At 69.6% G+C, this 24806-nt stretch carries 31 protein-coding genes; 24 read left to right on the forward strand and 7 right to left on the reverse strand.

Annotation, left to right across the window (positions count from 1 at the left end):
- The first annotated feature begins 41 nt into the window (after positions 1-41).
- From ruvC to folP, 19 genes are all read left to right on the forward strand, one after another.
- The gene (gene ruvC, locus GGR12_RS04715) at positions 42-554 is read left to right on the forward strand and encodes a crossover junction endodeoxyribonuclease RuvC (RefSeq protein WP_183203214.1); all 513 of its coding nucleotides are present in this window, start codon (positions 42-44) and stop codon (positions 552-554) included.
- Positions 551-1168: a Holliday junction branch migration protein RuvA gene (gene ruvA, locus GGR12_RS04720; protein ID WP_183203215.1), complete on the forward strand. Its 618-nt coding sequence runs from the start codon at positions 551-553 to the stop codon at positions 1166-1168. The genes ruvC and ruvA overlap by 4 nt, the downstream gene beginning before the upstream one ends.
- Before the next feature lie 145 nt (positions 1169-1313).
- Positions 1314-2348, forward strand: a complete 1035-nt coding sequence (gene ruvB / locus GGR12_RS04725; protein WP_183203216.1) for a Holliday junction branch migration DNA helicase RuvB — start codon at positions 1314-1316, stop codon at positions 2346-2348.
- Between the two features lie 50 nt (positions 2349-2398).
- Positions 2399-2764, forward strand: coding sequence for a hypothetical protein (locus tag GGR12_RS04730; RefSeq protein WP_183203217.1), 366 nt, complete (start codon positions 2399-2401; stop codon positions 2762-2764).
- Positions 2761-3216 (forward strand): tol-pal system-associated acyl-CoA thioesterase, encoded by a 456-nt coding sequence (gene ybgC / locus GGR12_RS04735; protein ID WP_281378520.1) that lies wholly within the window; start codon positions 2761-2763, stop codon positions 3214-3216. Before GGR12_RS04730 ends, ybgC begins: the two co-directional genes overlap by 4 nt.
- Before the next feature lie 34 nt (positions 3217-3250).
- Positions 3251-3676 (forward strand): hypothetical protein, encoded by a 426-nt coding sequence (locus GGR12_RS04740; protein ID WP_183203218.1) that lies wholly within the window; start codon positions 3251-3253, stop codon positions 3674-3676.
- A gap of 149 nt (positions 3677-3825) precedes the next feature.
- Complete coding sequence (gene tolQ, locus GGR12_RS04745) at positions 3826-4527, forward strand: protein TolQ (protein WP_183203219.1); 702 nt, start codon at positions 3826-3828, stop codon at positions 4525-4527.
- Positions 4528-4530: 3 nt separating this feature from the next.
- Complete coding sequence (gene tolR, locus GGR12_RS04750) at positions 4531-4986, forward strand: protein TolR (RefSeq protein ID WP_183203220.1); 456 nt, start codon at positions 4531-4533, stop codon at positions 4984-4986.
- Between the two features lie 4 nt (positions 4987-4990).
- Positions 4991-5791, forward strand: a complete 801-nt coding sequence (locus tag GGR12_RS04755) for a hypothetical protein (protein WP_183203221.1) — start codon at positions 4991-4993, stop codon at positions 5789-5791.
- Between the two features lie 129 nt (positions 5792-5920).
- Positions 5921-7294 carry a Tol-Pal system beta propeller repeat protein TolB gene (tolB, locus tag GGR12_RS04760; protein ID WP_183203222.1) on the forward strand — a complete coding sequence of 458 codons (1374 nt, stop codon included), beginning with the start codon at positions 5921-5923 and terminating at the stop codon, positions 7292-7294.
- Between the two features lie 124 nt (positions 7295-7418).
- Positions 7419-7976, forward strand: coding sequence for a peptidoglycan-associated lipoprotein Pal (gene pal, locus GGR12_RS04765; RefSeq protein ID WP_221212198.1), 558 nt, complete (start codon positions 7419-7421; stop codon positions 7974-7976).
- A gap of 196 nt (positions 7977-8172) precedes the next feature.
- Complete coding sequence (locus GGR12_RS04770; protein WP_183203223.1) at positions 8173-9075, forward strand: tetratricopeptide repeat protein; 903 nt, start codon at positions 8173-8175, stop codon at positions 9073-9075.
- Between the two features lie 119 nt (positions 9076-9194).
- Entirely contained in the window at positions 9195-10361 is a 1167-nt protein-coding gene (locus GGR12_RS04775; RefSeq protein ID WP_246328798.1) for a PP-loop family protein, read from the forward strand.
- A gap of 34 nt (positions 10362-10395) precedes the next feature.
- Positions 10396-12330, forward strand: coding sequence for an ATP-dependent zinc metalloprotease FtsH (gene ftsH, locus GGR12_RS04780; RefSeq protein WP_183203224.1), 1935 nt, complete (start codon positions 10396-10398; stop codon positions 12328-12330).
- 1018 nt (positions 12331-13348) lie between these two features.
- Entirely contained in the window at positions 13349-14569 is a 1221-nt protein-coding gene (locus GGR12_RS04785; protein WP_183203225.1) for an acyltransferase family protein, read from the forward strand.
- Between the two features lie 61 nt (positions 14570-14630).
- On the forward strand, positions 14631-15275 hold the full coding sequence (locus GGR12_RS04790) for a hypothetical protein (protein WP_183203226.1): 645 nt from the start codon (positions 14631-14633) through the stop codon (positions 15273-15275).
- 3 nt (positions 15276-15278) lie between these two features.
- A complete protein-coding gene (locus GGR12_RS04795; RefSeq protein WP_183203227.1) occupies positions 15279-15581 on the forward strand; it encodes a winged helix-turn-helix domain-containing protein in 303 nt (100 codons plus the stop codon).
- On the forward strand, positions 15581-16180 hold the full coding sequence (locus GGR12_RS04800; protein ID WP_183203228.1) for a YdeI/OmpD-associated family protein: 600 nt from the start codon (positions 15581-15583) through the stop codon (positions 16178-16180). Before GGR12_RS04795 ends, GGR12_RS04800 begins: the two co-directional genes overlap by 1 nt.
- An 11-nt stretch (positions 16181-16191) precedes the next feature.
- Complete coding sequence (gene folP, locus GGR12_RS04805; RefSeq protein WP_183203768.1) at positions 16192-17007, forward strand: dihydropteroate synthase; 816 nt, start codon at positions 16192-16194, stop codon at positions 17005-17007.
- Here the strand turns inward: folP and GGR12_RS04810 are convergent.
- The 6 genes from GGR12_RS04810 to GGR12_RS04835 form a co-directional block, all read right to left on the reverse strand.
- Positions 16964-18211, reverse strand: a complete 1248-nt coding sequence (locus GGR12_RS04810; protein ID WP_183203229.1) for an NAD(P)/FAD-dependent oxidoreductase — start codon at positions 18209-18211, stop codon at positions 16964-16966. The genes folP and GGR12_RS04810 overlap by 44 nt on opposite strands.
- A gap of 75 nt (positions 18212-18286) precedes the next feature.
- Complete coding sequence (locus GGR12_RS04815) at positions 18287-18781, reverse strand: DUF1579 domain-containing protein (RefSeq protein ID WP_183203230.1); 495 nt, start codon at positions 18779-18781, stop codon at positions 18287-18289.
- Between the two features lie 15 nt (positions 18782-18796).
- Positions 18797-19234 (reverse strand): SRPBCC family protein, encoded by a 438-nt coding sequence (locus GGR12_RS04820; RefSeq protein ID WP_183203231.1) that lies wholly within the window; start codon positions 19232-19234, stop codon positions 18797-18799.
- Positions 19231-19707: an SRPBCC family protein gene (locus GGR12_RS04825; protein WP_221212199.1), complete on the reverse strand. Its 477-nt coding sequence runs from the start codon at positions 19705-19707 to the stop codon at positions 19231-19233. The genes GGR12_RS04820 and GGR12_RS04825 overlap by 4 nt, the downstream gene beginning before the upstream one ends.
- The gene (locus GGR12_RS04830) at positions 19704-20267 is read right to left on the reverse strand and encodes an SRPBCC family protein (protein ID WP_183203232.1); all 564 of its coding nucleotides are present in this window, start codon (positions 20265-20267) and stop codon (positions 19704-19706) included. The genes GGR12_RS04825 and GGR12_RS04830 overlap by 4 nt, the downstream gene beginning before the upstream one ends.
- Positions 20264-20575 (reverse strand): ArsR/SmtB family transcription factor, encoded by a 312-nt coding sequence (locus tag GGR12_RS04835; protein WP_183203233.1) that lies wholly within the window; start codon positions 20573-20575, stop codon positions 20264-20266. The genes GGR12_RS04830 and GGR12_RS04835 overlap by 4 nt, the downstream gene beginning before the upstream one ends.
- Before the next feature lie 84 nt (positions 20576-20659).
- Here GGR12_RS04835 and thiD point away from each other — a divergent pair, with 84 nt between their 5' ends.
- The 3 genes from thiD (at position 20660) to GGR12_RS04850 (ending at position 23104) form a co-directional block, all read left to right on the forward strand.
- Positions 20660-21457 (forward strand): bifunctional hydroxymethylpyrimidine kinase/phosphomethylpyrimidine kinase, encoded by a 798-nt coding sequence (gene thiD / locus GGR12_RS04840; RefSeq protein WP_183203234.1) that lies wholly within the window; start codon positions 20660-20662, stop codon positions 21455-21457.
- A gap of 3 nt (positions 21458-21460) precedes the next feature.
- The gene (locus GGR12_RS04845) at positions 21461-22036 is read left to right on the forward strand and encodes a nucleotidyltransferase family protein (RefSeq protein WP_183203235.1); all 576 of its coding nucleotides are present in this window, start codon (positions 21461-21463) and stop codon (positions 22034-22036) included.
- A gap of 252 nt (positions 22037-22288) precedes the next feature.
- Positions 22289-23104 (forward strand): PhzF family phenazine biosynthesis protein, encoded by an 816-nt coding sequence (locus GGR12_RS04850; protein ID WP_183203236.1) that lies wholly within the window; start codon positions 22289-22291, stop codon positions 23102-23104.
- Between the two features lie 63 nt (positions 23105-23167).
- Here the strand turns inward: GGR12_RS04850 and GGR12_RS04855 are convergent, their stop codons facing one another.
- Positions 23168-23557, reverse strand: a complete 390-nt coding sequence (locus tag GGR12_RS04855; protein ID WP_183203237.1) for a hypothetical protein — start codon at positions 23555-23557, stop codon at positions 23168-23170.
- 262 nt (positions 23558-23819) lie between these two features.
- Between GGR12_RS04855 and GGR12_RS04860 the strand changes: the two genes are divergently transcribed.
- Together GGR12_RS04860 and GGR12_RS04865 are read left to right on the forward strand one after the other, a co-directional pair.
- Complete coding sequence (locus GGR12_RS04860; RefSeq protein ID WP_183203238.1) at positions 23820-24119, forward strand: PepSY domain-containing protein; 300 nt, start codon at positions 23820-23822, stop codon at positions 24117-24119.
- Positions 24120-24800 (forward strand): response regulator transcription factor, encoded by a 681-nt coding sequence (locus GGR12_RS04865; protein WP_183203239.1) that lies wholly within the window; start codon positions 24120-24122, stop codon positions 24798-24800.
- The last annotated feature ends 6 nt before the right edge of the window (positions 24801-24806 follow it).

Below are 24806 nucleotides of genomic sequence, written 5' to 3' on the forward strand. Positions count from 1 at the left end.
GGTCATTGTCCGTTAGGCCTCTATCGGCAATAACGGAACGGATGGCGAACGAACCGACTCGCATTCTGGGACTGGATCCCGGCCTCAGGCGCACCGGATGGGGCGTCGTCGTGGCCGAAGGCTCGCGCCTGCGCTGGATCGCGCACGGCGTCGTCACCCCGCCCGAGACCGCCCCGCTCAGCGAACGCCTGCTGCATCTGCTCGACGCGCTCGGCGCCGTCTGCGCCGACTACGCTTGCGACGAGGCGGCGGTCGAGGAGGTGTTCGTCAACGTCAATCCGTCCTCGACGCTCAAGCTGGGCCACGCCCGCGCCGCCGTCATGCTGGCCCCGGCCCGCTGCGGCCTCAGCGTCGCCGAATACTCGCCCAACCTCATCAAGAAGGCCGTCGTCGGCGCCGGCCATGCCGACAAGAGCCAGATCGCCTTCATGGTCAAACGCCTGCTGCCCGCCGCCGGAGACGTGAAGGCCGACGCCGCCGACGCCCTCGCCGTCGCCATCACCCACGCCCAGCTGCGCAGGATGAACCACCTCGCGATCCGGGGCACCGCATGATCGGCCGTCTTCGCGGCGTCCTCGCCGAGGTCGAGCAGGACCACTGCCTGATCGACTGCGCCGGCGTCGGCTATGTCGTCGCCTGCGGGGCGCGCACCCTCCAGCGCCTGCCTGCGCCCGGCGACGAGGCGACCCTGCATATCGAACACCTCTGGAACGCCGAGAACGGCCCGCGCCTGTACGGCTTCCTGACCCGCGACGACCGCCGCGCCTTCACCACCCTGACCGGCATCCAGGGCGTCGGCCCCAAGGCGGCGCTCAGCGTGCTGGACGTCCTGCCGCCGGCCGAGTTGACCGCCGCCGTGGCGCGGGAGGACAAGGCCGCCGTCGCCCGCGCCAACGGCGTCGGCCCCAAACTGGCCCTCCGCATCGTCACCGAGCTGAAGGGCAAGTCGCTGGGCGACACCTCCTTCACCCCCTCAGCGCCCGGCGTCCACGCCGAGCTCGCCCCGCCGCCGCCCAGCATCACGGGCGAGGCCGTCTCGGCCCTGCTGGGTCTCGGTGTGGCCGAGGTCAACGCCCGCCGCGCCGTCGATCAGGCCCTGATCCGCCTCGGCGAGGACGCCGACCTCTCCGCCGTCATCCGCGCCGCCCTGCAGGAGCTGGGCCGGTGAGGGTCGAGGGTCGAGGGTCGAGGGTCGAGGGGGTAGCGTCCTGCCGCACGGACGGCGCTCGCCTTGTCGCGCCTGATCAGCACCCGGCGCTCGCCCGCTTCGCCCCTCGACCCTCGCCTCTCGACCCTCGCCCGGGGAGGGCGGCATGACCGACGACCGCATCGTCTCCGGCCACCCCGCGCCCGGCGAGCCCTACGACCGCGCCCTGCGGCCCCAGACCCTGTCCGAGTTCGTCGGCCAGGAGCAGGCCAAGGGCAATCTGAAGATCTTCATCGACGCCGCCCGCGCCCGTCAGGAGGCGCTGGATCACGTCCTGCTGTTCGGTCCGCCCGGCCTCGGCAAGACCACCCTGGCCCAGATCGTCGCCCGCGAGCTGGGCGTCGGCTTCCGCGCCACCTCCGGCCCCATCCTCGCCAAGGCCGGCGACCTGGCCGCCATCCTGACCAATCTCGAACCGCGCGACGTGCTGTTCATCGACGAGATCCACCGCCTCGCCCCGGCGGTCGAGGAGATCCTGTACCCGGCCATGGAAGACCATGTGCTGGACCTGATCATCGGGGAGGGGCCCTCCGCCCGCTCGGTCCGCATCGACCTCGCCCCCTTCACCCTCGTCGGCGCCACCACCCGCGCCGGCCTGCTGGCCACGCCGCTGCGCGACCGCTTCGGCATTCCGCTGCGGCTGGAGTTCTACACCCCGGCCGAACTCACCCGCGTGGTCATGGGCGCGGCCCGCAAGATGGGCGCGGTCCTGACCGAGGATGGGGCCATGGAGATCGCCTCGCGCGCCCGCGGCACGCCGCGTGTCGCCGGCCGTCTGCTGCGCCGCGTCCGGGATTTCGCCACCGCCGAGGGCGCGGCCTCCATCGACAAACTGGTCGCCGCCCGCGCGCTGGCCCGGCTCGAGATCGACGAGGTCGGCCTCGACGCCAACGACCGCCGCTTCCTCAAGGCCCTGATCGAGAACTACGGCGGCGGCCCCGTCGGCATGGACACCCTCGCCGCCGCCATCGCCGAGGCCCGCGACGCCGTCGAGGACGTCATCGAGCCCTATCTGCTGCAGCAGGGCTTCATCCAGCGCACCCCCCGCGGCCGCATGGCCTGCGCCCGCGCCTACAGCCACCTCGGCCTGACCGAGCCGCCCAAGGCTCCCCAGGCCGGCGACCTGTTCGGCGGCAAGTAGACCTTCACCTCGCCGCCGAACCCCGGCATGGTCCCGCTTGAGGAGGCCGCATGGCGCAACGCTCGATCCGCACTGACCGTCTGATCCCCATCCTCGGGGTGGCCGTCATCGTGCTCGGCGCCCTGATCCTGTGGCTGGTCACCCGCGGCGGCTTCGGCACGGACGAGCCCTCGCCCGAAGCCCGCGCCCGCGTGCAGGTCCGCGAACATCTCGGCCGGCAGGCCCGCATCAGCTACACCGAGGAGGGCCGTCGCCTCGCCGTCTGCGGCTACATCACCGACGGCGACGAGGTCATCGCCTTCATCTCGCGGCCCAACCGTCTGATGCTCGAGACCGATCCGCTGAAGCAGGAGTTCCGCCAGATCCAGCGCGACCTCTGCCCCGGCTTCCTGACCCGTCCGCCGGCTATCCCATGACTGACCGTCCCACCCCCGGCCGCTTCGAGGGCCGCGAGCATCGCCTGCCGGTCCGCGTCTATTACGAGGACACCGACTTCACCGGCCTGGTCTACCACGCCAACTACGTCCGCTATTTCGAGCGCGGCCGCTCCGACTGCCTGCGCCTGATGGGGATCGGCCACGCCGAACTGCTGGACGGCGACCAGCCCATGGCCTTCGTCGTCTCGAAGATGGATCTGCGCTTCCTCAAGCCCGCCCGCATCGACGACGAACTGGTGGTCCGCACCCATTACGACGCCGCCAAAGGGCCGCGCCTGCTGATCTCCCAGACCATCTCCCGCGGCGAAGACGACCTCTGCCAGGCGGATGTCGAGGTCGTCTGCATCCACATGGACGGCCGTCCGCGCCGTCCGACGAAGGCGCTGCTTGAAAAGATCGGGCCCTGGCTGGCCCCCGGGACGACCGGTTGAACGGCCGCCTGCACATTCATCGAGGGGATTTCCAATGCATAGCAACGGCATGAGCGTCGGCGCGCTCGTCACCATCGTCCTGCTGCTGATCATCCTGGGCGGCGGCGCCCTGGTCGGCTGCCCGCACTACCGCGTGTGGGAGCGCAAGATGGCCGGTCAGGCCGAGCTCCAGTACCAGCAGGGCGCGCGTCAGGCCCTGGTCGCCCAGGCCGCGGCCGAGGACGAGGCCGCCATCAAGCGCGCCGAGGCCGCCACCCGCCGCGTCCGCGGCTGGGCCGACGCCGCCCGTCGCGGTTGCGCCGATCTGGGCCGCGCCAACGACCGCGCCTGCGAGGATCAGCTGCTGCGCGACGCCGCCACCTATTCCATCGCCAAGGAAGGGCACGAGGGCGTCATCATCAGCGTCGGCGCCCCTGTCTCCGTCGCGGTTCAGCCCCGCACGGATCGCGCTTCCGAATAGTCGATCGGGCGAAACCGGCCGGACATTGCGAACCTGTCACGTGCAGACAGGTGACCGTCCCGCTACACCCCGATAATCCTCGCCAGAATCGCCACACAACCGCCACGCCCGTCCGATGGACAAGGACGGACAGACGGAAGGACGCCTGAATGACCGAAGCCTCGATTCTCAACCCCGTGCTCCTGTTCATGCAGGCGGACATCGTCGTGAAGGCGATCATGATCGGCCTGGCGGTCGCCTCGGTCTGGTCGTGGGCGGTGATCATCGACAAGGCCGTCCGCTTCTCGTCCCTGAACAGCCAGGCCAAGGCGTTCGAGGACGCCGTCGGCTCGGGCCGTTCGCTGGAAGAGATCGCCAATCAGGCCGGTCCGAACCCGTCGCACCCGCTGCCGCGCATGCTGGTGATCGCCCTGACCGACTGGCGCGAGGCCCGCACCCGGGGCCAGATGACCGAAAGCCAGGGCGCCATGCTGATGGCCCGCATCGACCGCGCCCTTGACAGCCTGATCGCCCGTGAAGGCCAGCGCGTCGAGAACGGCCTCGGCGTCCTCTCGGTCGTCGCCACCTCGTCGCCCTTCATCGGCCTGTTCGGCACCGTCTGGGGCATCATGAACGCCTTCGGCGCCATCGCGGCTTCCGGCAACACCAACCTGACCACCGTGGCTCCCGCCATCGCCGAGGCCCTGTTCGCCACCGCCATCGGCCTGGCCGCCGCCATCCCGGCCTATATCGCCTACAACAAGTTCTCGATCGACGCGGGCAAGTTCACCGGCCGCCTCGAATCCTTCGCCGACGACCTGCAGGCCGCCGTGGCGCGCCGCCTCGGCGCCTCGTCCGGCCGGGAGGCCTGAGCCATGGCCCTCGGAGGAGCAGCCGGCGGGGGCGGACACGTCCGCGGCCGCCGCCGGGCGCGCAAGCGTCCGCTGAGCGAGATCAACGTCACCCCGCTGGTCGACGTCATGCTGGTGCTGCTGATCATCTTCATGATCTCGGCTCCGCTGCTGACGACCGGCGTCGAGGTCGAACTGCCCAAGACCGAAGCCAGCGCCGTCGAAACCAACGCCCAGCCCGTGTCGGTCTCCATCGACCGCAACGGCGCCATGTACGTCGGCGAGAGCGAGGTCCGTTGGGAGCAGCTGGTCGTCCGCGTCGCCCAGGAAGCCGGCGAGAACTCGCGTGAGACGCCGATCTTCGTCCGCGCCGACGGCCGCGCGCCCTATCAGGCCGTGGCTCGTGTCATGGCGCGTCTGTCAGGCGCCGGCTTCACCAAGCTGAACCTGATCACCGACACCGCCCCGACCGGAGAGTAGCGGTTTGGAACGTCCCGGCGCAGCACTGGTCGGATCCGTCGTCGTTCACGGCGTGGTCATCGGCGTCGCCTGCCTGGCGATGCTGATCACCGGCGCGCGTCCTCCGCTGCCGACCGTCACCTCGGTGCCGGTCCAGATCGTCTCCGACCAGCTCGAACTGGGCGGGGCCGAGGAAGTCGTCGTCGAAACCCCGACCGAGGATGAAGCCGCCGGCGCCGAGGTCGAGAACATCCCTGAGCCGACCCCGCCCGAACCGACGCCGCCGAAGCCCACGCCGACGCCGCCACCGCCGCGTCCTGAACCGCCGCGACCGGCGCCGCGACCCACGCCCCGTCCGCCGGAGCCGGCGCGTCCCGCGCCGCGCCCCCAGCCGCCCCGTCCGCAGCCGCCGCGCCCCTCGCCGGGCCTGAATCTGGATGAACTCGCGGGTCCGACGCGCCCGAACACGCGTCCCAATCCCGGCCGCCCCAACCCTCCGGGGACCCCGGGACCGGCCGAGCAAACCCGTGGACCGGTGGTCACGGCCATGTTCGAGCAGGTCTATCAAAACTGGAGCATCCGGGCGACGTGCGACATGCCCGGCGGCGACGCCCTGCGCATCCAGATGGACGTGACCCTCTCGCCCACCGGCCGCATCACTTCCGGCCCGACGCTGATCGGGGCCCAGAACTCGGACGTCTATCGGGCGGCCGCGGCCGAAGCGATGCGCGCCATCCGCGCCACCGCCCCCTTCGACGTTCCGGCGGGCTTCACCGGCGGGAGCTACCGCCCGACCTTCTTCACAGATCGGGCCTGCAACCGCTAGGAACCGGCGCCGTTCAGGCTGATCAAGCCTGACAGTGCCTGAAAGTCGCCCCATTCGCCGCCATGCTGGCCTTATGCGACTGGTTCGGCGACAAGAACCGGCGGACGTCTGAACTCGCGGGAGCCCCTGATGCGACTGAACCGACTACTGGCGAGCGCCGCCATCCTTGCGATGACGGCCGGCGCGGTCACCGCCCAGACGCCGCCCGCCGGTCAGCCCCAGTCGCAGGAGCCGGTCGAGGTCGTCATCGACCAGGGCGTGCTGCGGCCGTTCCAGATCGCCGTGGCCAATTTCGACGGCCAGAACGGCTCCGATCTCGGCAACGTCATCCGCGCCGACCTGCGCCGCTCGGGCTATTTCGAGCCGCTGGACCCCAACAGCTTCGTCGAGACCGGCCTCAGCCTGTCGAACGCGCCGAACTTCCCGCAGTGGACCTCCATCGGCGCCCAGGCCGTGCTGTACGGCTCGGTGACGGCGCGCCCGGACGGTCGCAACGACTTCGGCTTCCGCCTGTACGACCCCTACCGCCAGTGCCAGCTGGTCGCCTACCAGTTCACCGCCACGCCCGAGCAATGGCGCCGCATCGGCCACAAGATCGCCGACCTGGTCTATCAGCGCATGACCGGTGAAAGCGGCCTGTTCGACAGCCGCGTCGTCTTCGTCTCGGAAAGCGGCACCCAGCTGAACCGCCTGTCGCGCCTGGCGATCTCGGACCAGGACGGCTACAACCCCGTCTACCTGACCCAGGGCGACGAGATCATCATGTCGCCGCGCTTCTCGCTCAGCGACCCCAACGAGATCACCTACGTCGCGCTGGGCAAGGATTACAGCCGCATCTACCTGTTCAACCTGTCGACCGGCCGCCGCGAAAGCATCGGCGAGTTCGACGGTCAGGTGCTGGCCCCGCGCTTCTCCAACGACGGCACCAAACTGGCCTTCTCGATCATCCGCGGCGGCAACACCGACGTCTACGTCATGGAGCTGTCCAGCCGGCAGCTGCGCCGCCTGACCACCGATCCCGGCATCGACACCTCGCCGTCGTTCAGCCCCGACAACAGCCAGCTGGTCTTCACCTCGGACCGCTCGGGCTCGCCGCGCCTCTACACCATGCGCGCCGACGGCTCGGGCCAGCGCCCGATCTCGCGTGGCGGCGGCCTGTACACCGCCCCCAGCTGGAGCCCGCGCGGCGACCTGATCGCCTTCACCAAACAGGGCGGCGGCCGCTTCTCGACCGGCGTCATGGCCACCGACGGCTCGGGCGAGCGCATCCTGTCGTCCAGCTATTTCGAGGAAGGCCCGACCTGGGCCCCCAACGGCCGCTACATCATGTTCGCGCGTCAGAGCCCCGGCGGCGACACCCGCCTCTGGACCGTCGACCTGTCCGGCCGCGTCGTCAGCCAGGCCGGATACGGCGGCCGCGGCTCCGATCCGGCCTGGTCGCCGCTGCTGGACGCCCAGCCGTCACGTTTGGGCGGTAGCGGCCCGGACGCCTGTCCGGCCTGATCACAAGCGGAGCCTTTGCGCTCACTCCCGCGTTATCGTGACTGGTGAAAGTGCTGGCGCGACAGTATCGACCTTTTATAGCAAAGCTTGAGGCCCCGGACGGGGCGACCACAGGAGACCTTTCATGCTGAAGCCCGCTACCATCGCCCGTCTGGCCGCCGTGAGCGTCGCCGTCGCCGCGATCGCCGCCTGCACCCCGCGCCCGGCCGCCGACACCGGCGCCGGCAACACCGTGCCGCCCCCGAGCGGCCCGCAGTATCCGACCGCGCCCTCGGGTCCGGTGGACGGCGGCAACCTCGGCGCCGCGACGCCGGGTTCGGAGCAGGACTTCGTCGTCAACGTCGGCGACCGCGTCTATTTCGACCTCGACAGCTATTCGATCCGCTCGGAAGCCTTCCCGCGCCTGGACGCCCAGGTCGCCTGGCTGCAGCGCTATCCGAACGTGACCATCCGCATCGAAGGCAACGCCGACGAACGCGGCACGCGCGAGTACAACCTGGCCCTGGGCGCCCGCCGCGCCGAGTCGGTCCGCACCTATCTGGTCGAGCGCGGCGTCAACGCCGGCCGCATCGACACGATCAGCTTCGGCAAGGAGCGTCCGATCGCCGCCGGCTCGAACGAGGAAGCCTGGGCCCGCAACCGCAACGCCCACACCGCCATCGTCTCGGGCGCCACGCGCTAATCCCCGACGTGAGTTAGCGAAGGGGGCCGGCGCATGTCGGCCCCCACGACCATTTTCGCTTCAGCTCGGCTCGAGCTGAATCCAGAAAATGGTCCAGCATCAAACGGAGCGAAATCTGGATCTTGATAGACTTCGTCCATCAAGAGCGATTTCGCTCTGTCTTGAACCGGCCTCAAATCGGTGGGACCACAACGACATGCTCAAGCTCCCTTCCGCCATGCGCTCCCGCAACGCCCTCGTCACGGTGCTGGGCGTCGTCCTGATCGCCGGCACGACCACCGTGGTGGCCCAGACCACGCCTATGGAGCCGGTGCAGTGGGACAAGAAGCGTCTCGACCAGCTTGATCGCAACGTCCGTCGCCTCGAACGCGCCCTGACCCAGCGCAACGCCGCCGGTCAGCCGGTCATCGTCGAGCCCGATCCCGAGGTCATCGCCCTGCAAGGCCGCGTCGCCGGCATGGACCGCCGCCTGCAGGACATGGAGGCCACCCTCCAGCGCGTGAACGGCGACCTCGAGCGCCTGACCTTCGCCCTGGACGAGTCCGCCCGCGACAACGAAAGCCTCGCCACCCGCGTCCGCGACGCCGAAGGCCGCGTCCGCACCATCGAACAGGCCGCCGCCCGCGAGGCCGAGCTGAACTCGCCCATTTCCGAGACCTCGCCGACCGGCGACGCCGGCCGCGACCTCGCCGCCGCCGTCCGCCTGGCCGCCACCGATCCGCAGCGCGGCGATCGCGCCCTGCAGACCGTCATCCTCGCCTGGCCCGACACCCCCCAGGCCCGCGAAGCCAACGCGCGCCTCGGTGACCTGCGCGTCTCCGGCCGCGACTACGACAACGCCGTCCGCGCCTACGCCTCGGCCCTGCGCGGCTGGCCGACGGCCACCTGGGCTCCGTCCACCACCCTCGCCCTCGCCGAGGCCCTGTTCGCCCAGGACAAGAAGACCGAGGCCTGTGGCGCCCTGACCGAGTTCACCAACCGCTACGCCCAGGCGGCCACCGCTCCCTTGCGCACCCGTGCGACCGAGATGCGCACCCGCTTCGCCTGTCCCGCCCCGGCCGCGCCGGCGCCGGCCCGTCCGCCGCGGAGAGCGGGCTGATCCAGGCCCCGCCCGGCTGGCTCCGGGCGGTCGACGACCGCCTGACCGCCCGGCTGGAGACCGCCGTCGACCGACCCCTGGCCGTCGCCCTGTCCGGCGGCGGCGACTCCGTCGCCCTGCTGCATCTCGCCGCCGACTGGGCCAGCCGTAACGGCCGCCGCCTGCTGGCCCTGACCGTCGACCACGGCCTCAACCCCGACAGCCCGCGCTGGAACGACCTCGCCGCCCGCGCCGCCGCCGGCGCCGGGGCCGACTGGCGCCTTCTCCACTGGACCGGCCCGCATCCCGCCACAGGCCTGCCCGCCGCCGCCCGCGCCGCCCGCCACCGCCTGATCGCCGACGCCGCCCGCGCCGCCGGGGCCCGCGTCGTCCTGTTCGCCCACACCGCCGACGACGTGGCCGAGGGTGAGCTCATGCGTGCCGACGGCTCCTCCCTCGGCCGCCTGCGCGCCTGGTCGCCGTCGCCGGTCTGGCCGGAGGGGAGGGGGCTGATGCTCCTGCGCCCCCTGCTGGACGTTCGCCGTCAGGACCTGCGAGACTGGCTCCGCGCCCGCGACGCCGCCTGGATCGACGATCCCGCCAACGACGACCCCCGCTTCGCCCGCAGCCGCGCCCGCCGGGCCCTCGCCGGAACAAGCCCCCCGCCGACCGCCCTCGCGGCCCCCGCAACCGCCCGCGGCCTCCTCGCCGTCGAGGACGACGTCATCCGCCTGTCCCGCCACGCCGACGCCCGCACCCTCGCCGCCGCCCTGGTCTGCGCCGGCGGCGGCGAGCGGCCCCCGCGCGGCGACCGTCTGGCCCACGCCCTGACCCGCCTCCGCTCCGGCGAGGATTTCACCGCCGCCCTCTCTGGCGCCCGGCTGGAGGCCGCCGGCGACCGCGTCCTCGTCCTGCGCGAGCCCGGCGAGTACCGCCGCCACGCCACCCCGCCCGTCCCGCTCCCGCAAGGCCTCGAAACCGTCTGGGACGGCCGCTGGGCCCTGACCGCGCCGCAGTCCGGCTGGGTCGCCGTCCCCGCCGCCGGCCGCCTCAACCAGCTGTCCGACGCCGACCGCGCCGTCCTCTCCGCCCTGCCGCCCGCCGCCCGCGCCGCCCGCCCTGTGCTGATCCGGAACGACGCGACTGCCCCGGTTCTTGCAGGGGACGCGCACAAGGCGCAGGCGCTGGTCGCACAGAGACTGGCTTCGGCGCTGGACGGAATGACGCACGAAACCGACCTAGGCGCGTTCACGCATGGCGCGACGCCTTGGAAGCACCTATTTTCGAGCGCTGACATCAGAGAGTGACGGGGCGTCCGGCGTCCCGAAGGATCGAACCAGAATGAATCTTCGCAATCTCGCCATCGCAGGCCTGCTCATCGCACTGGTCCTCGGCGGTTGGGCCTATTTCAGCCGGAGCGGCACGACGCTCGGCGCGCCCGCCACCGGCAAGGCCGCGGCCGAGCGACCGGTGGAGCTGAGCTTCTCCGACCTGCTCAAGGCCCGGGACGACGGCAAGATCGTCTCCATCGAGGCCCGCAACGCCAAGATCACCGGCAAGCTGCAGGACGGCACCAACTTCACCGCCGTCGCCCCGCTGCCGAACACCGACCTGGTCACCAGCATCGCCGAGAAGGGCGCGGCGGTTAAGATGAACGACCCGGCCCAGCCCATGTGGCTGACCGCCGTCATCGGCCTGCTGCCCTTCCTGCTGATCATCGGCCTGTGGATCCTGATCATGCGTCAGATGCAGGGCGGCGCCCGCGGCGCCATGGGCTTCGGCAAGTCCAAGGCCAAGCTCCTGACCGAGCACAAGGGCCGCAAGACCTTCGACGACGTCGCCGGCGTGGACGAGGCCAAGGAAGAGCTTCAGGAGGTCGTCGACTTCCTCAAGGACCCGGCCAAATTCCAGCGCCTCGGCGGCAAGATTCCCAAGGGCGCCCTGCTGGTCGGCCCTCCCGGCACCGGCAAGACGCTGCTGGCCCGCGCCGTCGCAGGCGAGGCCGGCGTGCCCTTCTTCTCGATCTCCGGCTCGGACTTCGTCGAGATGTTCGTCGGCGTCGGCGCCAGCCGCGTCCGCGACATGTTCGAACAGGCCAAGAAGAACGCTCCCTGCATCATCTTCATCGATGAAATCGACGCCGTCGGCCGTCACCGCGGCGCCGGCCTGGGCGGCGGCAACGACGAGCGCGAACAGACCCTCAACCAGCTGCTGGTCGAGATGGACGGCTTCGAGTCCAACGAAGGCATCATCCTGATCGCCGCCACCAACCGCCCCGACGTGCTGGATCCGGCCCTGCTGCGTCCCGGCCGCTTCGACCGTCAGGTCGTGGTGCCGAACCCCGACGTGGGCGGCCGCGAGAAGATCCTCCGCGTCCACATGAAGGACGTGCCCCTGGCGGCCGACGTCAACGTCAAGACCATCGCCCGCGGCACCCCCGGTTTCTCGGGCGCCGACCTGGCCAACCTCGTCAACGAGGCGGCCCTGATGGCGGCCCGCAAGGACCGTCGCATGGTCACCCACCGCGACTTCGAGGACGCCAAGGACAAGGTCATGATGGGCGCCGAGCGCAAGTCGATGATCATGAACGAGGAAGAGAAGCGCCTGACCGCCTATCACGAGGCCGGCCACGCCATCGTCGCCATGAACGTCAAGATGGCCGACCCGGTGCACAAGGCGACCATCGTCCCGCGCGGCCGCGCCCTGGGCATGGTCATGCAGCTGCCGGAAGGCGACCGCTATTCGATGAAGTACCAGCAGATGGTCGATCGCATCGCCATCATGGCCGGCGGCCGCGTCGCCGAGGAGCTGATCTTCGGCAAGGAGAACGTCACCTCGGGCGCCAGCTCCGACATCGAACAGGCCACCAAACTGGCCCGCGCCATGGTCACTCGCTGGGGCTTCTCGGAAAAGCTGGGCACCGTCGCCTACGGCGAGAACCAGGAAGAGGTCTTCCTCGGCCACTCGGTCTCGCGCACCCAGAACATCTCGGAAGAGACCGCCCGCACCATCGACGCGGAGGTCAAGGCCCTGGTCACCAGCGGCTGGGACGAGGCCCGCAAGATCCTCACCGAAAAGGCCGAGGACCACGAGAAGCTGTCCCAGGCCCTGCTCGAGTTCGAAACCCTCTCGGGCGAGGAGATCAAGGACCTGCTGGAGAAGGGCCTCGCCCCGAACCGCGACGAGAACAACTTCCCCAACTCCGGCCCCTCGGTCTCGGTGCCGATCACCCCGGTGTCGGACGGCGTCGAGGTGGAGCAACCGACGGTCCACTAGGGTCACAGGTCAAAATGGATCAGGGCGGCGCTTCCGGGCGCCGCCCTTTTTCCTGCGCGCCTTCTCTTCCTTCCCCTATTTCGGGGGAAGGTGGCCCGAAGGGCCGGATGGGGGCTGTCGCCGGCGACAAGATTCCAGCCGGCTTGATCGCGGAACCAGCCCCCATCCGTCTCGCTCCGCGAGCCACCTTCCCCCGAAATGGGGGAAGGGCGAACGCCGCCGCTCACCTCCCCATCGCCTCGGGGGCGATGGCGAGGTGAATCTCGACCGCTCCACTTCCTTTCGTCGTACCGGCGGCGCCCACTCCCTCCTGCTATCGTCATCCTCCGGCGAGCCTCGCGCATGCGAGGGGAGACCGGGGGACCCAGCGGCGCGCGTGAGCGCGAACCGGTCGGGAGCGCTGGCGGCCAGGTTTCGCCTTCGCTGGCGCTTCGGCGCCGCTGGGTCCCCCGGTCGCCCTGCGGGCGCCGGAGGATGACGATAGCGGGAAAAGGTGTCGGCTATTTTCCGATTGTTTTCGCCAACCCGCTGACTTCCCCCGACTAAATTCCCTCTACGCAGCGAGGTATCCGCCGCGCCCATAATCCCCTCATCCCGTCGATGGGGAAGGCGTCGGATCCAGCGCCTCGACGACGGCGGGGTGTGGTCGAGCGATGAAGCCCGGGCGAAGGGTAGTCCGGGGGGCCTCGTCGGGCAGCGATGGATGCTGCCTGCTTGCTCGCCGCGCATCGAAGGTGCGGACCGCTGGCTCAGCCGATGTCCCACCCACGTCGCTTCCGGCAACGGCGGCGGCGGAGATCCGTCAAGGCTCTAACAGGGCCGCCAGCCGGAGGGCGCGCGAAACCAACGACCACGCGGGGCGGCCTGTCTCGTCGAAACGGTAAAACACAAAGCATTCCGGGCGAGGCCCGGACGCCCCGCGCCTTCCCCGTTCCCTTCGACAATCTCCTTCATGCAAACAAGTTTGCAATTCAAACAAGTCTGGCGTACACGCGTTCCATCAAGAGGGAGGACTGTCATGTCGTCATCCGATTTCCACCAACCCGACCGCCTGCACGGGCTCGATGCCCTGCGCGGCGGCGCCCTGCTGCTCGGCGTCGTGCTGCACGCGTCTCTCAGCTATCTGCCGACCCAAATCTGGCTGTTCCCGGACGAGCAGACCTCGCCCGCGGCCTCGATCATCTTCTTCGTCATCCACCTGTTCCGGATGACGGCCTTCTTCCTCATCGCCGGCCTGTTCGCCCACATGATGCTGGCGCGGAAGGGTACGTGGGGCTTCATCCGCAACCGTCTCGGCCGCATCGCCAACCCGCTGTTCGGCATGTGGTGGGTGGTCTTCCCCGCCGTCATCGGCGTCATCGTCTGGAAGGCCGCCATGGACAACGGCGGCGCCATCCCCACCGACGGTCCCCCGCCGCCGCCCCTGACGCTCGAGACCTTCCCCCTGCTGCACCTCTGGTTCCTGTGGGTGCTGCTGCTCTTCTACGCCGCCTGGCTGATCCTGCGCGCGCCCTTCGCCGCCCTCGACCGCAACGGCGCCTTCGGTCGCCTCGTCGATCGCCTGACCGGCGCCCTGATCGGTCCCTGGACGCCCCTCCTCATGGCCGCGCCGTTGGCGGTCGCCCTGTGGCTGACGCCCGACTGGATCGCCTTCTTCGGCATCCCCACCCCGGACAAGGGCTTCGTGCCCAATCCCGCGGCCGTCACCGCCTTCGGCATGGCTTTCGGCCTCGGCGTCCTGTTGGACCGCCGCCGTGACCTGCTGGATCGCATCGAGCGCCTGTGGCCGATGTTCACCATCGTCGCCCTCGGCACCGGCGCCGGCGCCTTCGTCCTGTCGGGCGGCGCGGACTTCTCGCTCGAACCGGTGACCGACCCCTCGCTCAAGGCGTTCACGGCCGCCGTCTACGCCTTCGCCGTCTTCACCTCCTCCTTCGCCGTCACGGCGCTCTCGCTCCGCTTCATGTCGGGCTACAGCGCCGTGCGCCGCTACCTCGCCGACGCCTCCTACTGGATCTACATCGTCCACCTGCCGCTGGTCATGGCCGGCCAGGTGCTGATGCTGGACGCGCCCCTGCCGTGGTGGGGCAAGATGGCCGCGGTCGTCGCCGGCGTCATGGCGGTCTCGCTGCTCAGCTATGAACTGCTCGTCCGCCACACCTTCGTGGGCAAGGCCCTGAACGGCCGCCGCATCCCCTGGCGGCGCTCGCGGAACCCTCTGGCGGTCCCCGCCGAATAGCTTGCCAATACCAGCCGGCTCGTCCACCCCAAGCGGACGAGCCGGTTCCGGAGAATCGCATATGCCTGCCAATCCCCGCGTCCAGTCCGCCGAGGCCGACCTGGCCTTCATGCGCTCTATCGTCGAGGGCGGAGGCAGGCCGCCGCTGACCCTGGCGATCTGCTATCTGGCCGGCGGTCTGTTGTACGGCCTGCAGTGCCTGTTCCACGTCGGTCAGGTCATCGGCCTGATCCGCTGGCCGGACCTGGCCAACCTGATCTTCGTCGTCATGATCACCGTCACCTTCCTGGCGATCCTGACCTGGGCCATCCTGCGCGATCGGAAGGACGGCGTCGCCAACCGCGGCGCGCTCGCCACCCGCACCCTCAGCGCGGCCTTCAGCGCCACCGGCATGGCCAACGGCGCCGTCATCATCATCTTCGGCGTCGGCGCCATCCGCGACCAGGACTTCGCGATCTGGCTTTACTACGCCTCCATCGTCTTCGCCCTCCAGGCCGCCGCCTGGTACATGGCCTGGACGCTCAAGCGGAAGGGCTGGATGCTGGCCACGGCGCTCGGCGGCTGGGCCACGGCCGTGGCGCTCGGCGTACTCGTGCGCGAACCCGTGCTGTACCTCGGCGTCTGCACGGTCGCCCTGTTCCTGCTGTTCGCCCTGCCGGGCTGGGTCATGTTCCGCGAAGCCCGGGCCCCGGCGAAGGCGGGCTGACCCATGGGGCTGGCCGATCTCGGCAAGATCGACGACGTCATCCACGGCCGCATGCGGCTGGGGATCATGGTCTATCTCGCCGACGTCGACGCCGCCGAATTCACCGAGCTGAAGACCGTCCTCGAGGCCACCCAGGGCAACCTCTCCGTCCACCTCAAGAAGCTGGAGGAGGCGGGTTACGTCGCCATCGACAAGAGCTTCCGGGACAACAAGCCGCTGACCCGCGTCTCGATCACCAACGAGGGCCGCCGCGCCTTCGCCGGCTACCTCGAGGCCATCAGCCGCCTGATCGGGAGCAAGGACTGATGGCCCCCGTGGTCATCGACCCGGCCCGCGTCCATCCGTTCGAGGACGCCGACGCCTTCCACGCCTGGCTGGCCCGCAATCACGACCGCGAGCCGGAAGTCTGGATCAAGGTCCACAAGAAGGCCTCCGGCCTGACGTCGATCACCCCGACCGAAGCCATCGACGTCGTCCTGTGCTGGGGCTGGATCGACGGCATCCGCAAATCCCTGGACGAAAAGAGCTTCCTCCAGCGCTACTCGCCCCGCGGCCGCAAGAGCGTCTGGAGCCAGATCAACGTCGACAACGTCGCCCGCCTGATCGCCGAAGGCCGCATGACCGCACACGGCCTGGCTCAGGTCGAGGCCGCAAAGGCCGACGGCCGCTGGGACGCCGCCTACCGCGTCAAGGGGGCGACCGTGCCCGATGACCTCCAGGCGGCCATCGACGCCGACCCGGCCGCGAAGGCCATGTTCGCGACCCTGTCGGCCCAGAACCGCTTCGCCCTCATCTTCCGCACCGAAGCGATGAAAACCGACGCCGGTCGCGCCAGAAAGGTCGCCGGTTTCGTCGACATGCTCCGCCGCGGCGAGACCATCCATCCGCAGGGGAAGGCCTCGTGACCCCCCGCGTCATGGGCATCGTCAACGTCACGCCGGACAGCTTCTCCGACGGCGGCCGCCTGGCCTCGGTCGAGGCCGCCGTGGCCCACGGCCTGGCGCTGGCGGGGCAGGGGGCCGACATCCTCGACATCGGCGGCGAAAGCACCCGCCCCGGCGCCGATCCCGTCGACGCGGCGGAAGAGATCGCCCGCACCGCCCCCGTGATCGCCGGCCTCCGCGCCGCCTGGGACGGCCCCATCAGCATCGACACCATGAAGCCCGCTGTCGCCCGCGCCGCCGTCGCCGCCGGCGCGACCATGTGGAACGACGTCGCCGCCCTGACCTGGTCCCCGGACGCGCTGGAGACCGCCGCCGACCTCGGTTGCGACGTCGTCCTCATGCACATGAAGGGCGAGCCCCGCACCATGCAGGACGCCCCCCACTACGACGACGTGTTGTCCGAAGTGTCCGACTGGCTGGCCGCCCGCGCCGACGCCGCCATGGCCGCCGGCGTGTCGCGCGACCGCATCTGGCTCGACCCCGGCATCGGCTTCGGCAAGACCGTCGACCACAACCTGGTCCTGACCGCCCGCCTCGACGCCCTGCTCGGCGCCGGCTTCCCGGTGCTCTACGGCGCCAGCCGCAAGCGCATGATCCAGTCCATCGATCCAGCCGCGACCGACCCCGCCGACCGCCTCGGCGGCTCGCTGGCCCTGGCGCTGCAGGCTGCCCGAAACGGTGCCGCCATCATCCGCGTCCACGATGTCCGCGAAACCGTCCAGGCCCTCGCCGTCCAGGCCGCGCTTACGGAAGCCGGGCCAGCAGCCGCGCGCCCCGGCCCTGGGTGAACCACGCCCACGTCCAGTTGACGTACACCGTCAGCCGGCTCCGGAAATCAATCAGCAGCATCAGGTGGACCATCGACCAGGCCAGCCAGGCCAGCAGCCCCGTCATCCTCAGTCCGCCCAGCATGGCCACCGCCCGCGACCGCCCGATCACCGCCATCGTGCCCCAGTCGCGATACCGGAACGGCGCCGGCTCCGGCCGCCCCTCCAGCCGCGCCCGGATCAGCTTGCCCAGCCACATGCCCTGCTGCTTCGCCACCGGCGCCAGCCCCGGCAACGGCTTCCCGTCCATCGCGTAACTGGCCACGTCGCCGATGGCGAACACCCCCTCGAACCCATCCACGGAGCAGTCCGGCCGAACCACCACCGCCCCGTTCCGCGCCGCCGCAGCGCCCAGCCACTGCGCCGCCGGCCGCGCCGCCACACCGGCGCTCCACAGCACCACCCCAGCCTCGATGTCCTCGCCGTTCGCCCGCACCACGCCGTCCGAGATCGCCTCGACCATCGTGTCGGTCCGCACCTCGACGCCCAGCTCCTCCAGCGCCCGCTCGGCATAGGCCGACAGCGGCTCCGTGAACGCCGTCAGCACCCGCGGCCCGGCCTCGAACAGGATCACCCGCGCCTTCGTCGGATCGATGCGGCGAAAGTCCCGGCGCAACGTCTGGCGCGACATTTCCGCGATCGTGCCGGCCGTCTCCACGCCCGTCGGCCCGGCGCCGACCACCACGAAGGTCGTCAGCCGCCGCACCTCGTCCGGATCGTCACCCGCCAGCTCCGCCCGCTCGAATGCGCCCAGCAGCCGCCGACGGATGTCCAGCGCATCCTCCATCGACTTCAGCACCTGCGCGTCCTCGGCCCACTCCGGATGGCCGAAGAAACTGTAGGCCGCGCCAGTCGCCAGGATCAGCCAGTCCCAGGCGATCGTCGTCCCGTCCGCCAGGCTCACAGTTTTCGCCTCGGCGTCTACGCCCGTCACCTCGCCCATCAGCGTCGTGGCGTTCGGCTGGCGGCGCAGCAAGGTCCGCGTCGCCGTCGCGATGTCGGCTGGCGACAGCGCGGCGGTGGCGACCTGGTAGAGCAGGGGCTGGAAGAGGTGGTGATTGGTCCGGTCGATCAGGATCACATCGACGTCGGCGCCCTTCAGGGCCTTCGCCGCCGCCAGGCCGCCGAAGCCGGCCCCCACGATCACCACGGTCTTTCGCGCCATTCGGAGCTCCTGCCTGCCACGCTCCAATGTAGGCACGATCGGTCACGAACGCCTCCCTTCAGGTCCGATCCAGGATCATCCGGCCGCGCCCTTGCGGCGATAGCGGGTGACCATGAACTCCGTCCACGTCCCGTCGTCGGCCTGCATGGTGCCGCGCAGGTAGCGTTCGTCGGGCGAGACGACCTCGATCAGGTCCTCGTAGTCGGCCTCGCCCGGCTTGCCGTCGAAGCGCGGCCCGCGGGCCTTCAGCCGCAGGATGCGGCCATCCGGGTCCAGCGTCCCCTCATAGGCCCAGAAGCTGGCCATCATGGTGGAGATGAAGGAGCCGACGAACTTCGCCTTGTCGGGATCGTACCCGAGGGTGATGCGCAGACTCGACGCGTCCGTTCCCTCCGGCGTCTGCGCCTTGCCTTCGAACACCGTCCATAGATCGCCGTAGCGGCTGACCGTCTCGGCGCCGCTCCAGCGGCATTTGGGGTCTTCCGGAATGCTCCAGCTTTCCCAGGTCCAGTCACCCTCCAGCGCCTGCAGCCAACGATGCTGTTCGGTCGGTTCCGTCGCTTCGCCCATGTCGCTCTCCTTCCCTCAGGTCCGCTCCACCACGTCTTCCAGACTGGTCAGGATCATCATCCAGCCTGCCGCGCTGCGTTCCGCGAAGTCTGCCCACGCCGGCGCGAGATCGTGGGTGAGGACGACGAGGCAACCCTCGTCCTCGACGGCGAAAGTCACCGTCACCCGCGTCGGTTCCTCCGGCGCTTCATCGACCCAGAAGTCGAACACGATCCGGTCGGGATATTCGACGGCGACGAACCGCCCGAAATGCCGCGCCAGGCCCGTCGCTCGCCGCTCGAAGATGGCGAAGGCTCCGCCGGGGTGGGGCTCGTAGTCGGTCTTCTCCATCACCCCTTCGGGCGTGTGGAACAGCCAGTCGCCGACGTGCGCCGGATCGATGAAAGCGTCGAACACCCGCTCTCGCGGATGCCGGAACCGTTTCTCCACCCGAACCTCGACCGGCTCGCTCATGCATCGTCCTTCCAGCCAGGGGCGTGGTGGTCGGGATGGCGATCGGGCACGAAGCGCGGATTGATCCCGTGTTCCAGCCAGACCTTGGCTCCCGCCAGCACCAGGGCGAAACCGCCCGTGGAATCGAGCGCCTTCGCTGTCTGCTTCTCCAACGTGCCGCTGAAGCCGCGGTTCTCGATCGTCACCCAGGTGTGGTCGCCGCGGGCTTCGAAGCGCCAGTCGACCTCGGTCGGATCCGACCGGTTGTCCCAGACCATCAGGATGCGGCGGCCGGGCTCGACCTCACGAACCGCCACGTCGGTGCCGACGCCGTACATATCCCAGTCCCACCGCACCTCGGCTCCGGGCTTCAGTCGGCCGGAGCCGCGGCTGAACCAGAAGCGAGAGGTCACGGCGGGGTCGGCGAAGGCTTCGAACACCTCGCCGACCGGTCGTCGGATCAACATGCCGGCGGCGGCGACCGGCCCGCTCACCCGCGGTCTTCCTGCTCCGTCCGCGCGGCGTAGGCGTCACGCAGGGCGAACCACTGATCCCAATCCCACGGGTGGCGAACGCCCTGGATCGCGTCTTCCAGGCCCTCCATGTGGTAGTGCCAGCCGCTGAGCACGCTGTTGCGCGACCCGGCCCACGATTCCGGGACGCGATGCCTCAGGGTCAGATGCGTGCCGTCGCCGTCCGGCTCCAGCCGCCACGACACCACTGAGTCCGGATTGCTGCCGAAGGTGTGTTCGAACAGGGTGAAGGGGCGAACCGTCAGCACCTCGTTCGACTGCCGCCGCTTCTCGGGCGTGTCCGGCATGAACTCATGGTCGGGCTGGTGGAAGTTCAGCTCCATCTTCCCGCCGGGCTCCAGCTCGATGTCGGCCTCGGCCAGCCAGCAGGCCAGGCCGTCGCCGGTGGTCAGAGCCTTCCAGACCCGCTCGGGCGAATGGCGCAGGCGGCGCTCGTAGCGCAGCTCCCAGCCGCCCTCGATGCGATTCAGGGTCCCGGCGTCTGATCCCAGACGAACCTGGGGTGCGAGGGTGTCGGTCATTGGGGGAACTCCTTGTCCAGATGCGCCTCCAGCGCGTCCAGCCGGTCCGTCCAGAAGCGACGATAACGGGCCAGCCAGGCGTCCAGTTCGGCGAGCGGTGCGGGATTGAGGCTGTAGAGACGCCGCTGGGCGTCCTTGCGCACCGTCACCAGACCAGCCTCACGCAGCACCGACAGGTGCTTCGACACCGTCGGCTGGGCGATCGGCAGGGCGTCGACGAAGTCGCCCGCGGGGCGTTCGCCATCGGCCAGCATGGAGACGATGGCCATACGGTGCGGGTCGGACAGGGCCTGGAGAGCAGTGTGCATGTAAATCGTATATCAGCAATATAGCCATATGGCAATATCAAGAGAGCGCTTGCGGCCGCGTCCGGGATTCGTCATCCACCGGCGATGACCAGCCCCCTCGGACGCGTCCTGATCATCGCCGGCTCGGACTCGGGCGGCGGCGCGGGCATCCAGGCCGATATCAAGGCCGTGACCATGCTGGGCGGCTATGCGGCCACGGCCATCACCGCCATCACCGTCCAGAACACGCTCGGCGTTCATGGCGTGCATCCGCTGCCGCTGGACCTCATCGAGGCCCAAGCCCGCGCCGTGCTGGATGACATCGGCGCCGACGCCATCAAGACCGGCATGCTGGGCTCCATCGAGGTGGTCGAGCGGGTCGCCGCTATCCTGGACAGCACCTCGGCCCCGGCGGTCGTGGACCCCGTGATGGTGGCCAAGGGCGGTCACCCCCTGCTGCTGGACGAGGCCGTCGCCGCCGTGCGTTCGCTGATGATCCCGCGCGCGGCCCTGCTGACCCCCAACGCGCCGGAGGCCGAGGCGCTGACCGGTCTGCCGGTCGTCGATCTCGACGGCCAGCGCCGCGCCGGAGAGGCCTTGCTGCATCTCGGGGCCGGGGCGGTGTTGATGAAGGGCGGCCACGTCCCGGGCGACACCCTTATCGATCTGCTGCTCACCCCCACCGGCGAGACCGTGCTGGAGAGCGAACGCATCGACACCCGCCACACTCACGGCACCGGCTGCACGCTCGCCAGCGCCTGCGCCGCCGGCATCGCCAAAGGCCTGCCGCTGGAAGTCGCCGTCGCTGAAGCCTGGGCCTATGTCGCCGAGGCGCTGCGTCGCGCGCCGGGCCTGGGGCAGGGGCATGGCCCGCTCGATCACGGCTGGCCGATCAGGAACTGACGAATGAGCGATCTCGAAGCCCGGCTCGCCGACATCGTTCGCGCGGACTCCGGCCTGATGCATGTGATGACGACGATCCGGTCGCTGGACATTCCTGACTGGCGCGTTTTTTCGGGCGCGGTCTACCAGAGCATCTGGAACGCGCAGACCGGACGCCCGGCCGGCTACGGCATCCGCGATTACGACCTCGGTTACTTCGATCCCGACACCAGTTGGGACGCCGAGGATGTCGTGATCAAGCGCGTCGCCGCCGCCTTCGAGCCGCCCTTCCGCGACATGGTCGAGGTCCGCAACCAGGCCCGCGTTCACCTGTGGTTCGAGGGCAAGTTCGGTGAGCCCTACGATGCCTTGCGCAACACCGACGAAGCTCCCGCCCGTTTCGTCGCGCCCGCCTTCGCCGTGGGCGTGCGGCTGGAACACGACGACTCGATCAGCGTCGTCGCCCCGTTCGGCCTGGAAGACGTCTTCAACCTGACCCTCCGCCCCAATCCGGATCGCCCGCTGGCGAGGGGATGGACGAAGGCCGTGACGAACGCGCTGGGACGCTGGCCGGAGCTGACGGTCATCGAACCGGCCTAGGTCGCTACGGACCGCCGGACTCCGGATCAGCCGGAAGACACTGGATATCGACGTAGAGTCCGAATTCAAAAAACAGCGGACTTTCCGGACATAGCGGACTCTGTGGTTCATCTGCTCCCCCAACGGCGGGCATCATGACAGCGCGCTGCGTCAGAAGCGGACGTAGGCCGTCGAGTTCGACTTATTGCGGGGCTGGACGAGGCGGCGCGGGAGCGCCAGGTCTGGAGCGTCAGATCAGTCGGGAGCAGACCCATGCGCCAATGGACCGTCGACGCCTTCGCCGCCGCGCCCCTTCGGGGCAATCCCGCCTGTGTTGTTGAGCCGTTCGAGCAATGGCCCGGCGACGACTGGATGCAGGCGCTCGCGAAGGAGAATAATCAGGCTGAAACCGCCTTCCTGCGTCGCACCGTCGATCCCGCCCGTTTCGACCTGCGCTGGTTCACCCCGGGCATGGAAGTGGACCTGTGTGGCCACGCGACCCTCGCGGCTGCGCATGTCCTGCTCGTCGAACTCGATCTTCGCAGCGAAGCCGTCGTCTTCGACACCCGCTCCGGTCCGTTGATCGTGAAGGCGCATGCCGACTGCTACGAGATGGACTTCCCGGCCGATCCGCCTCGCCGCACACGGGCCGTCGCCGGACTGGCCGAAGCCCTCGGGGGCGAACCGCTCGAAGTCTGGGCCGGCCGCTATCTCGTGGCCGTACTCTCCGACGCGGCGGCGGTGCGCGCCGTTTCGCCGGATCTCCGCGCGCTTGTCGCGATCCAGGGCGAGGCGGGCGAACCGGGACAGGTCATTGTCTGCGCCGCCGCCGATGCCGCCGATGATGTCGATGTCGTCGACCGCTTCTTCGGCCCGGGATGCGGCATTGACGAGGATCCGGCCACGGGCTCGGCGCACTGCATTCTCGGCCCGCTGTATGCGGACAAGCTCAGGCAGTCGGTGGTTCGTTTCCGCCAGATATTCCCCGGCCGGGGCGGCGATATCGTCACCGAAACGCGAGGCGATCGCGTCCTGCTCCGCGGACAGGGGTTCACCGTGATTGAAAGCCGGCTCAGGCTCCGCCCATAAGGAAAGGGGCGCGACCCTTTCGGATCGCGCCCCTCGGACCTTTCGGGGAGGAAGGGTCAGGCCTTAGTAGCGACGGCCGTCACGGTCGCGGCGCTCTTCACGCACCTGGTTCGACAGGCGATCGTAGCGACGGTCCAGCTCCTGACGTTCGCGTATCGTCAGGCCGTTGCGCTGGTAGCTGTACTCGAGACGGACGAGCTGGTTCAGCTCGGCCTTCAGGCGGGTCGCCTCGCGGCGGCTCAGCTGGCCGTTGCGCAGGCCGACGTCGATGCGACGGTCGAGATTGTATTTGCGCTGCGAGATCGGCTGCCAGTTGCGGTAGTTCTGCTCGTAGCGGCCGCCGCGGTTGTCGCGACCATCGCGGTCGTGGCCGCCGTACGATTGGGCTGCTGCCGGGACCGCGACGGAAGCCGCGGCCAGGACGAGGGCGGGGATGAGGGCTTTCTTGAACATCGGGTCTCTCCTTGGCGTTTGGCGCAACCGATCCGGCTGCGTTGACCCCAAAAGACCACCCCACGGCTGAGCCTGATCTGAACAGCGCAAGTCAGTTAACGTTCATCTGCGTGAATTCTGCGTCACGCACCCGCGCCGGTTATCCAGGCTCCGGAACAGCACGCGCGCATATGCGCGAGGGTTCGGGGCGCCGCAGCCGGTGAAATATGTCTAGACTGCTCGTTCAGCCGCTGTTCAGAGCCGCAGGATTACACCGCTCTCCATGATCCGGATGTCCGCCATCATCGCCGCCGCCCTGCTGGCCGTCAGTCCCCTGACGGTGAATGCGCAGGAACGCGGCCCGCGCCCGGTCAATCCCGACCGCGATCAGCCGCGGGAACAGCTCCGCCCCAGCGTCAGCGTGGGCGAGGCTGTGCAACGCGCCTCATCGGGTCGTCCGGGCCGTTTCCTGGGCGCCAGCGAGCGCGGTGGAACCATTGTAGTGCGTTGGGAATATCCCGGCGGCCGCATCGCGGACATCATGGTGGATGGCCGCTCGGGCCGGGTTATCGGAGAACGCTGAATGCGCGTACTGCTTGTCGAGGACGACGCTGACCTTTCGCGTCAGCTGAAGATGGCGCTTGGCGACGCCGGCTATGCGGTGGATCACGCCGCCGACGGCGAGGAAGCCCACTACCTCGGCGATACCGAGCCGTACGACGTCATCGTCCTGGACCTCGGCCTGCCCAAGATCGACGGCGTCTCGGTGCTGGAGCGCTGGCGTCGCGAGGGCAAGACGACGCCTGTTCTCATCCTCACCGCGCGCGGCGCCTGGTCCGACAAGGTGTCGGGCTTCGACGCCGGCGCCGACGACTATCTGACCAAGCCTTTCCACACCGAGGAGCTGCTGGCCCGCCTGCGCGCCCTGCTGCGCCGCTCGGCCGGCATCGCCTCTGCGACCCTGTCCTGCGGCGGCCTGCGCCTCGACCCGCGCGCGGCCCGCGCCAGCGTCAACGGCGAACCGCTGCGTCTGACCTCGCTGGAGTACCGCCTGCTGCACTACATGATGATGCACCAGGGCCGGGTCATCAGCCGTACCGAGCTGGTCGAGCACCTGTACGATCAGGACTTCGACCGCGACTCCAACACCATCGAGGTGTTCGTCGGCCGCCTGCGCAAGAAAATCGGGTCTGACCGGATCGAGACCGTGCGCGGCCTCGGCTACCGTCTGACGCCGCTGACCGGGGAGTCCGAGGCGGCGTGACCGAAA

Source organism: Brevundimonas lenta (assembly GCF_014196335.1).
Lineage (GTDB): Bacteria > Pseudomonadota > Alphaproteobacteria > Caulobacterales > Caulobacteraceae > Brevundimonas > Brevundimonas lenta.

Coding starts and splice junctions, on each gene's coding strand:
- GGR12_RS04800 (WP_183203228.1), top strand. CDS start 15,581: ATGGCCCCCGTGGTCATCGACCCGGCCCGCGTCCATCCGTTCGAGGAC.
- thiD (WP_183203234.1), top strand. CDS start 20,660: ATGACCAGCCCCCTCGGACGCGTCCTGATCATCGCCGGCTCGGACTCG.
- GGR12_RS04740 (WP_183203218.1), top strand. CDS start 3,251: ATGCATAGCAACGGCATGAGCGTCGGCGCGCTCGTCACCATCGTCCTG.
- ruvC (WP_183203214.1), top strand. CDS start 42: ATGGCGAACGAACCGACTCGCATTCTGGGACTGGATCCCGGCCTCAGG.
- GGR12_RS04785 (WP_183203225.1), top strand. CDS start 13,349: ATGTCGTCATCCGATTTCCACCAACCCGACCGCCTGCACGGGCTCGAT.
- GGR12_RS04770 (WP_183203223.1), top strand. CDS start 8,173: ATGCTCAAGCTCCCTTCCGCCATGCGCTCCCGCAACGCCCTCGTCACG.
- GGR12_RS04855 (WP_183203237.1), bottom strand. CDS start 23,557: ATGTTCAAGAAAGCCCTCATCCCCGCCCTCGTCCTGGCCGCGGCTTCC.
- GGR12_RS04865 (WP_183203239.1), top strand. CDS start 24,120: ATGCGCGTACTGCTTGTCGAGGACGACGCTGACCTTTCGCGTCAGCTG.
- tolQ (WP_183203219.1), top strand. CDS start 3,826: ATGACCGAAGCCTCGATTCTCAACCCCGTGCTCCTGTTCATGCAGGCG.
- GGR12_RS04835 (WP_183203233.1), bottom strand. CDS start 20,575: ATGCACACTGCTCTCCAGGCCCTGTCCGACCCGCACCGTATGGCCATC.
- GGR12_RS04795 (WP_183203227.1), top strand. CDS start 15,279: ATGGGGCTGGCCGATCTCGGCAAGATCGACGACGTCATCCACGGCCGC.
- GGR12_RS04830 (WP_183203232.1), bottom strand. CDS start 20,267: ATGACCGACACCCTCGCACCCCAGGTTCGTCTGGGATCAGACGCCGGG.
- pal (WP_221212198.1), top strand. CDS start 7,419: ATGCTGAAGCCCGCTACCATCGCCCGTCTGGCCGCCGTGAGCGTCGCC.
- GGR12_RS04810 (WP_183203229.1), bottom strand. CDS start 18,211: ATGGCGCGAAAGACCGTGGTGATCGTGGGGGCCGGCTTCGGCGGCCTG.
- ybgC (WP_281378520.1), top strand. CDS start 2,761: ATGACTGACCGTCCCACCCCCGGCCGCTTCGAGGGCCGCGAGCATCGC.
- GGR12_RS04790 (WP_183203226.1), top strand. CDS start 14,631: ATGCCTGCCAATCCCCGCGTCCAGTCCGCCGAGGCCGACCTGGCCTTC.
- GGR12_RS04850 (WP_183203236.1), top strand. CDS start 22,289: ATGCGCCAATGGACCGTCGACGCCTTCGCCGCCGCGCCCCTTCGGGGC.
- ftsH (WP_183203224.1), top strand. CDS start 10,396: ATGAATCTTCGCAATCTCGCCATCGCAGGCCTGCTCATCGCACTGGTC.
- folP (WP_183203768.1), top strand. CDS start 16,192: ATGGGCATCGTCAACGTCACGCCGGACAGCTTCTCCGACGGCGGCCGC.
- GGR12_RS04860 (WP_183203238.1), top strand. CDS start 23,820: ATGATCCGGATGTCCGCCATCATCGCCGCCGCCCTGCTGGCCGTCAGT.
- GGR12_RS04820 (WP_183203231.1), bottom strand. CDS start 19,234: ATGAGCGAGCCGGTCGAGGTTCGGGTGGAGAAACGGTTCCGGCATCCG.
- GGR12_RS04845 (WP_183203235.1), top strand. CDS start 21,461: ATGAGCGATCTCGAAGCCCGGCTCGCCGACATCGTTCGCGCGGACTCC.
- GGR12_RS04730 (WP_183203217.1), top strand. CDS start 2,399: ATGGCGCAACGCTCGATCCGCACTGACCGTCTGATCCCCATCCTCGGG.
- tolB (WP_183203222.1), top strand. CDS start 5,921: ATGCGACTGAACCGACTACTGGCGAGCGCCGCCATCCTTGCGATGACG.
- GGR12_RS04815 (WP_183203230.1), bottom strand. CDS start 18,781: ATGGGCGAAGCGACGGAACCGACCGAACAGCATCGTTGGCTGCAGGCG.
- ruvA (WP_183203215.1), top strand. CDS start 551: ATGATCGGCCGTCTTCGCGGCGTCCTCGCCGAGGTCGAGCAGGACCAC.
- ruvB (WP_183203216.1), top strand. CDS start 1,314: ATGACCGACGACCGCATCGTCTCCGGCCACCCCGCGCCCGGCGAGCCC.
- tolR (WP_183203220.1), top strand. CDS start 4,531: ATGGCCCTCGGAGGAGCAGCCGGCGGGGGCGGACACGTCCGCGGCCGC.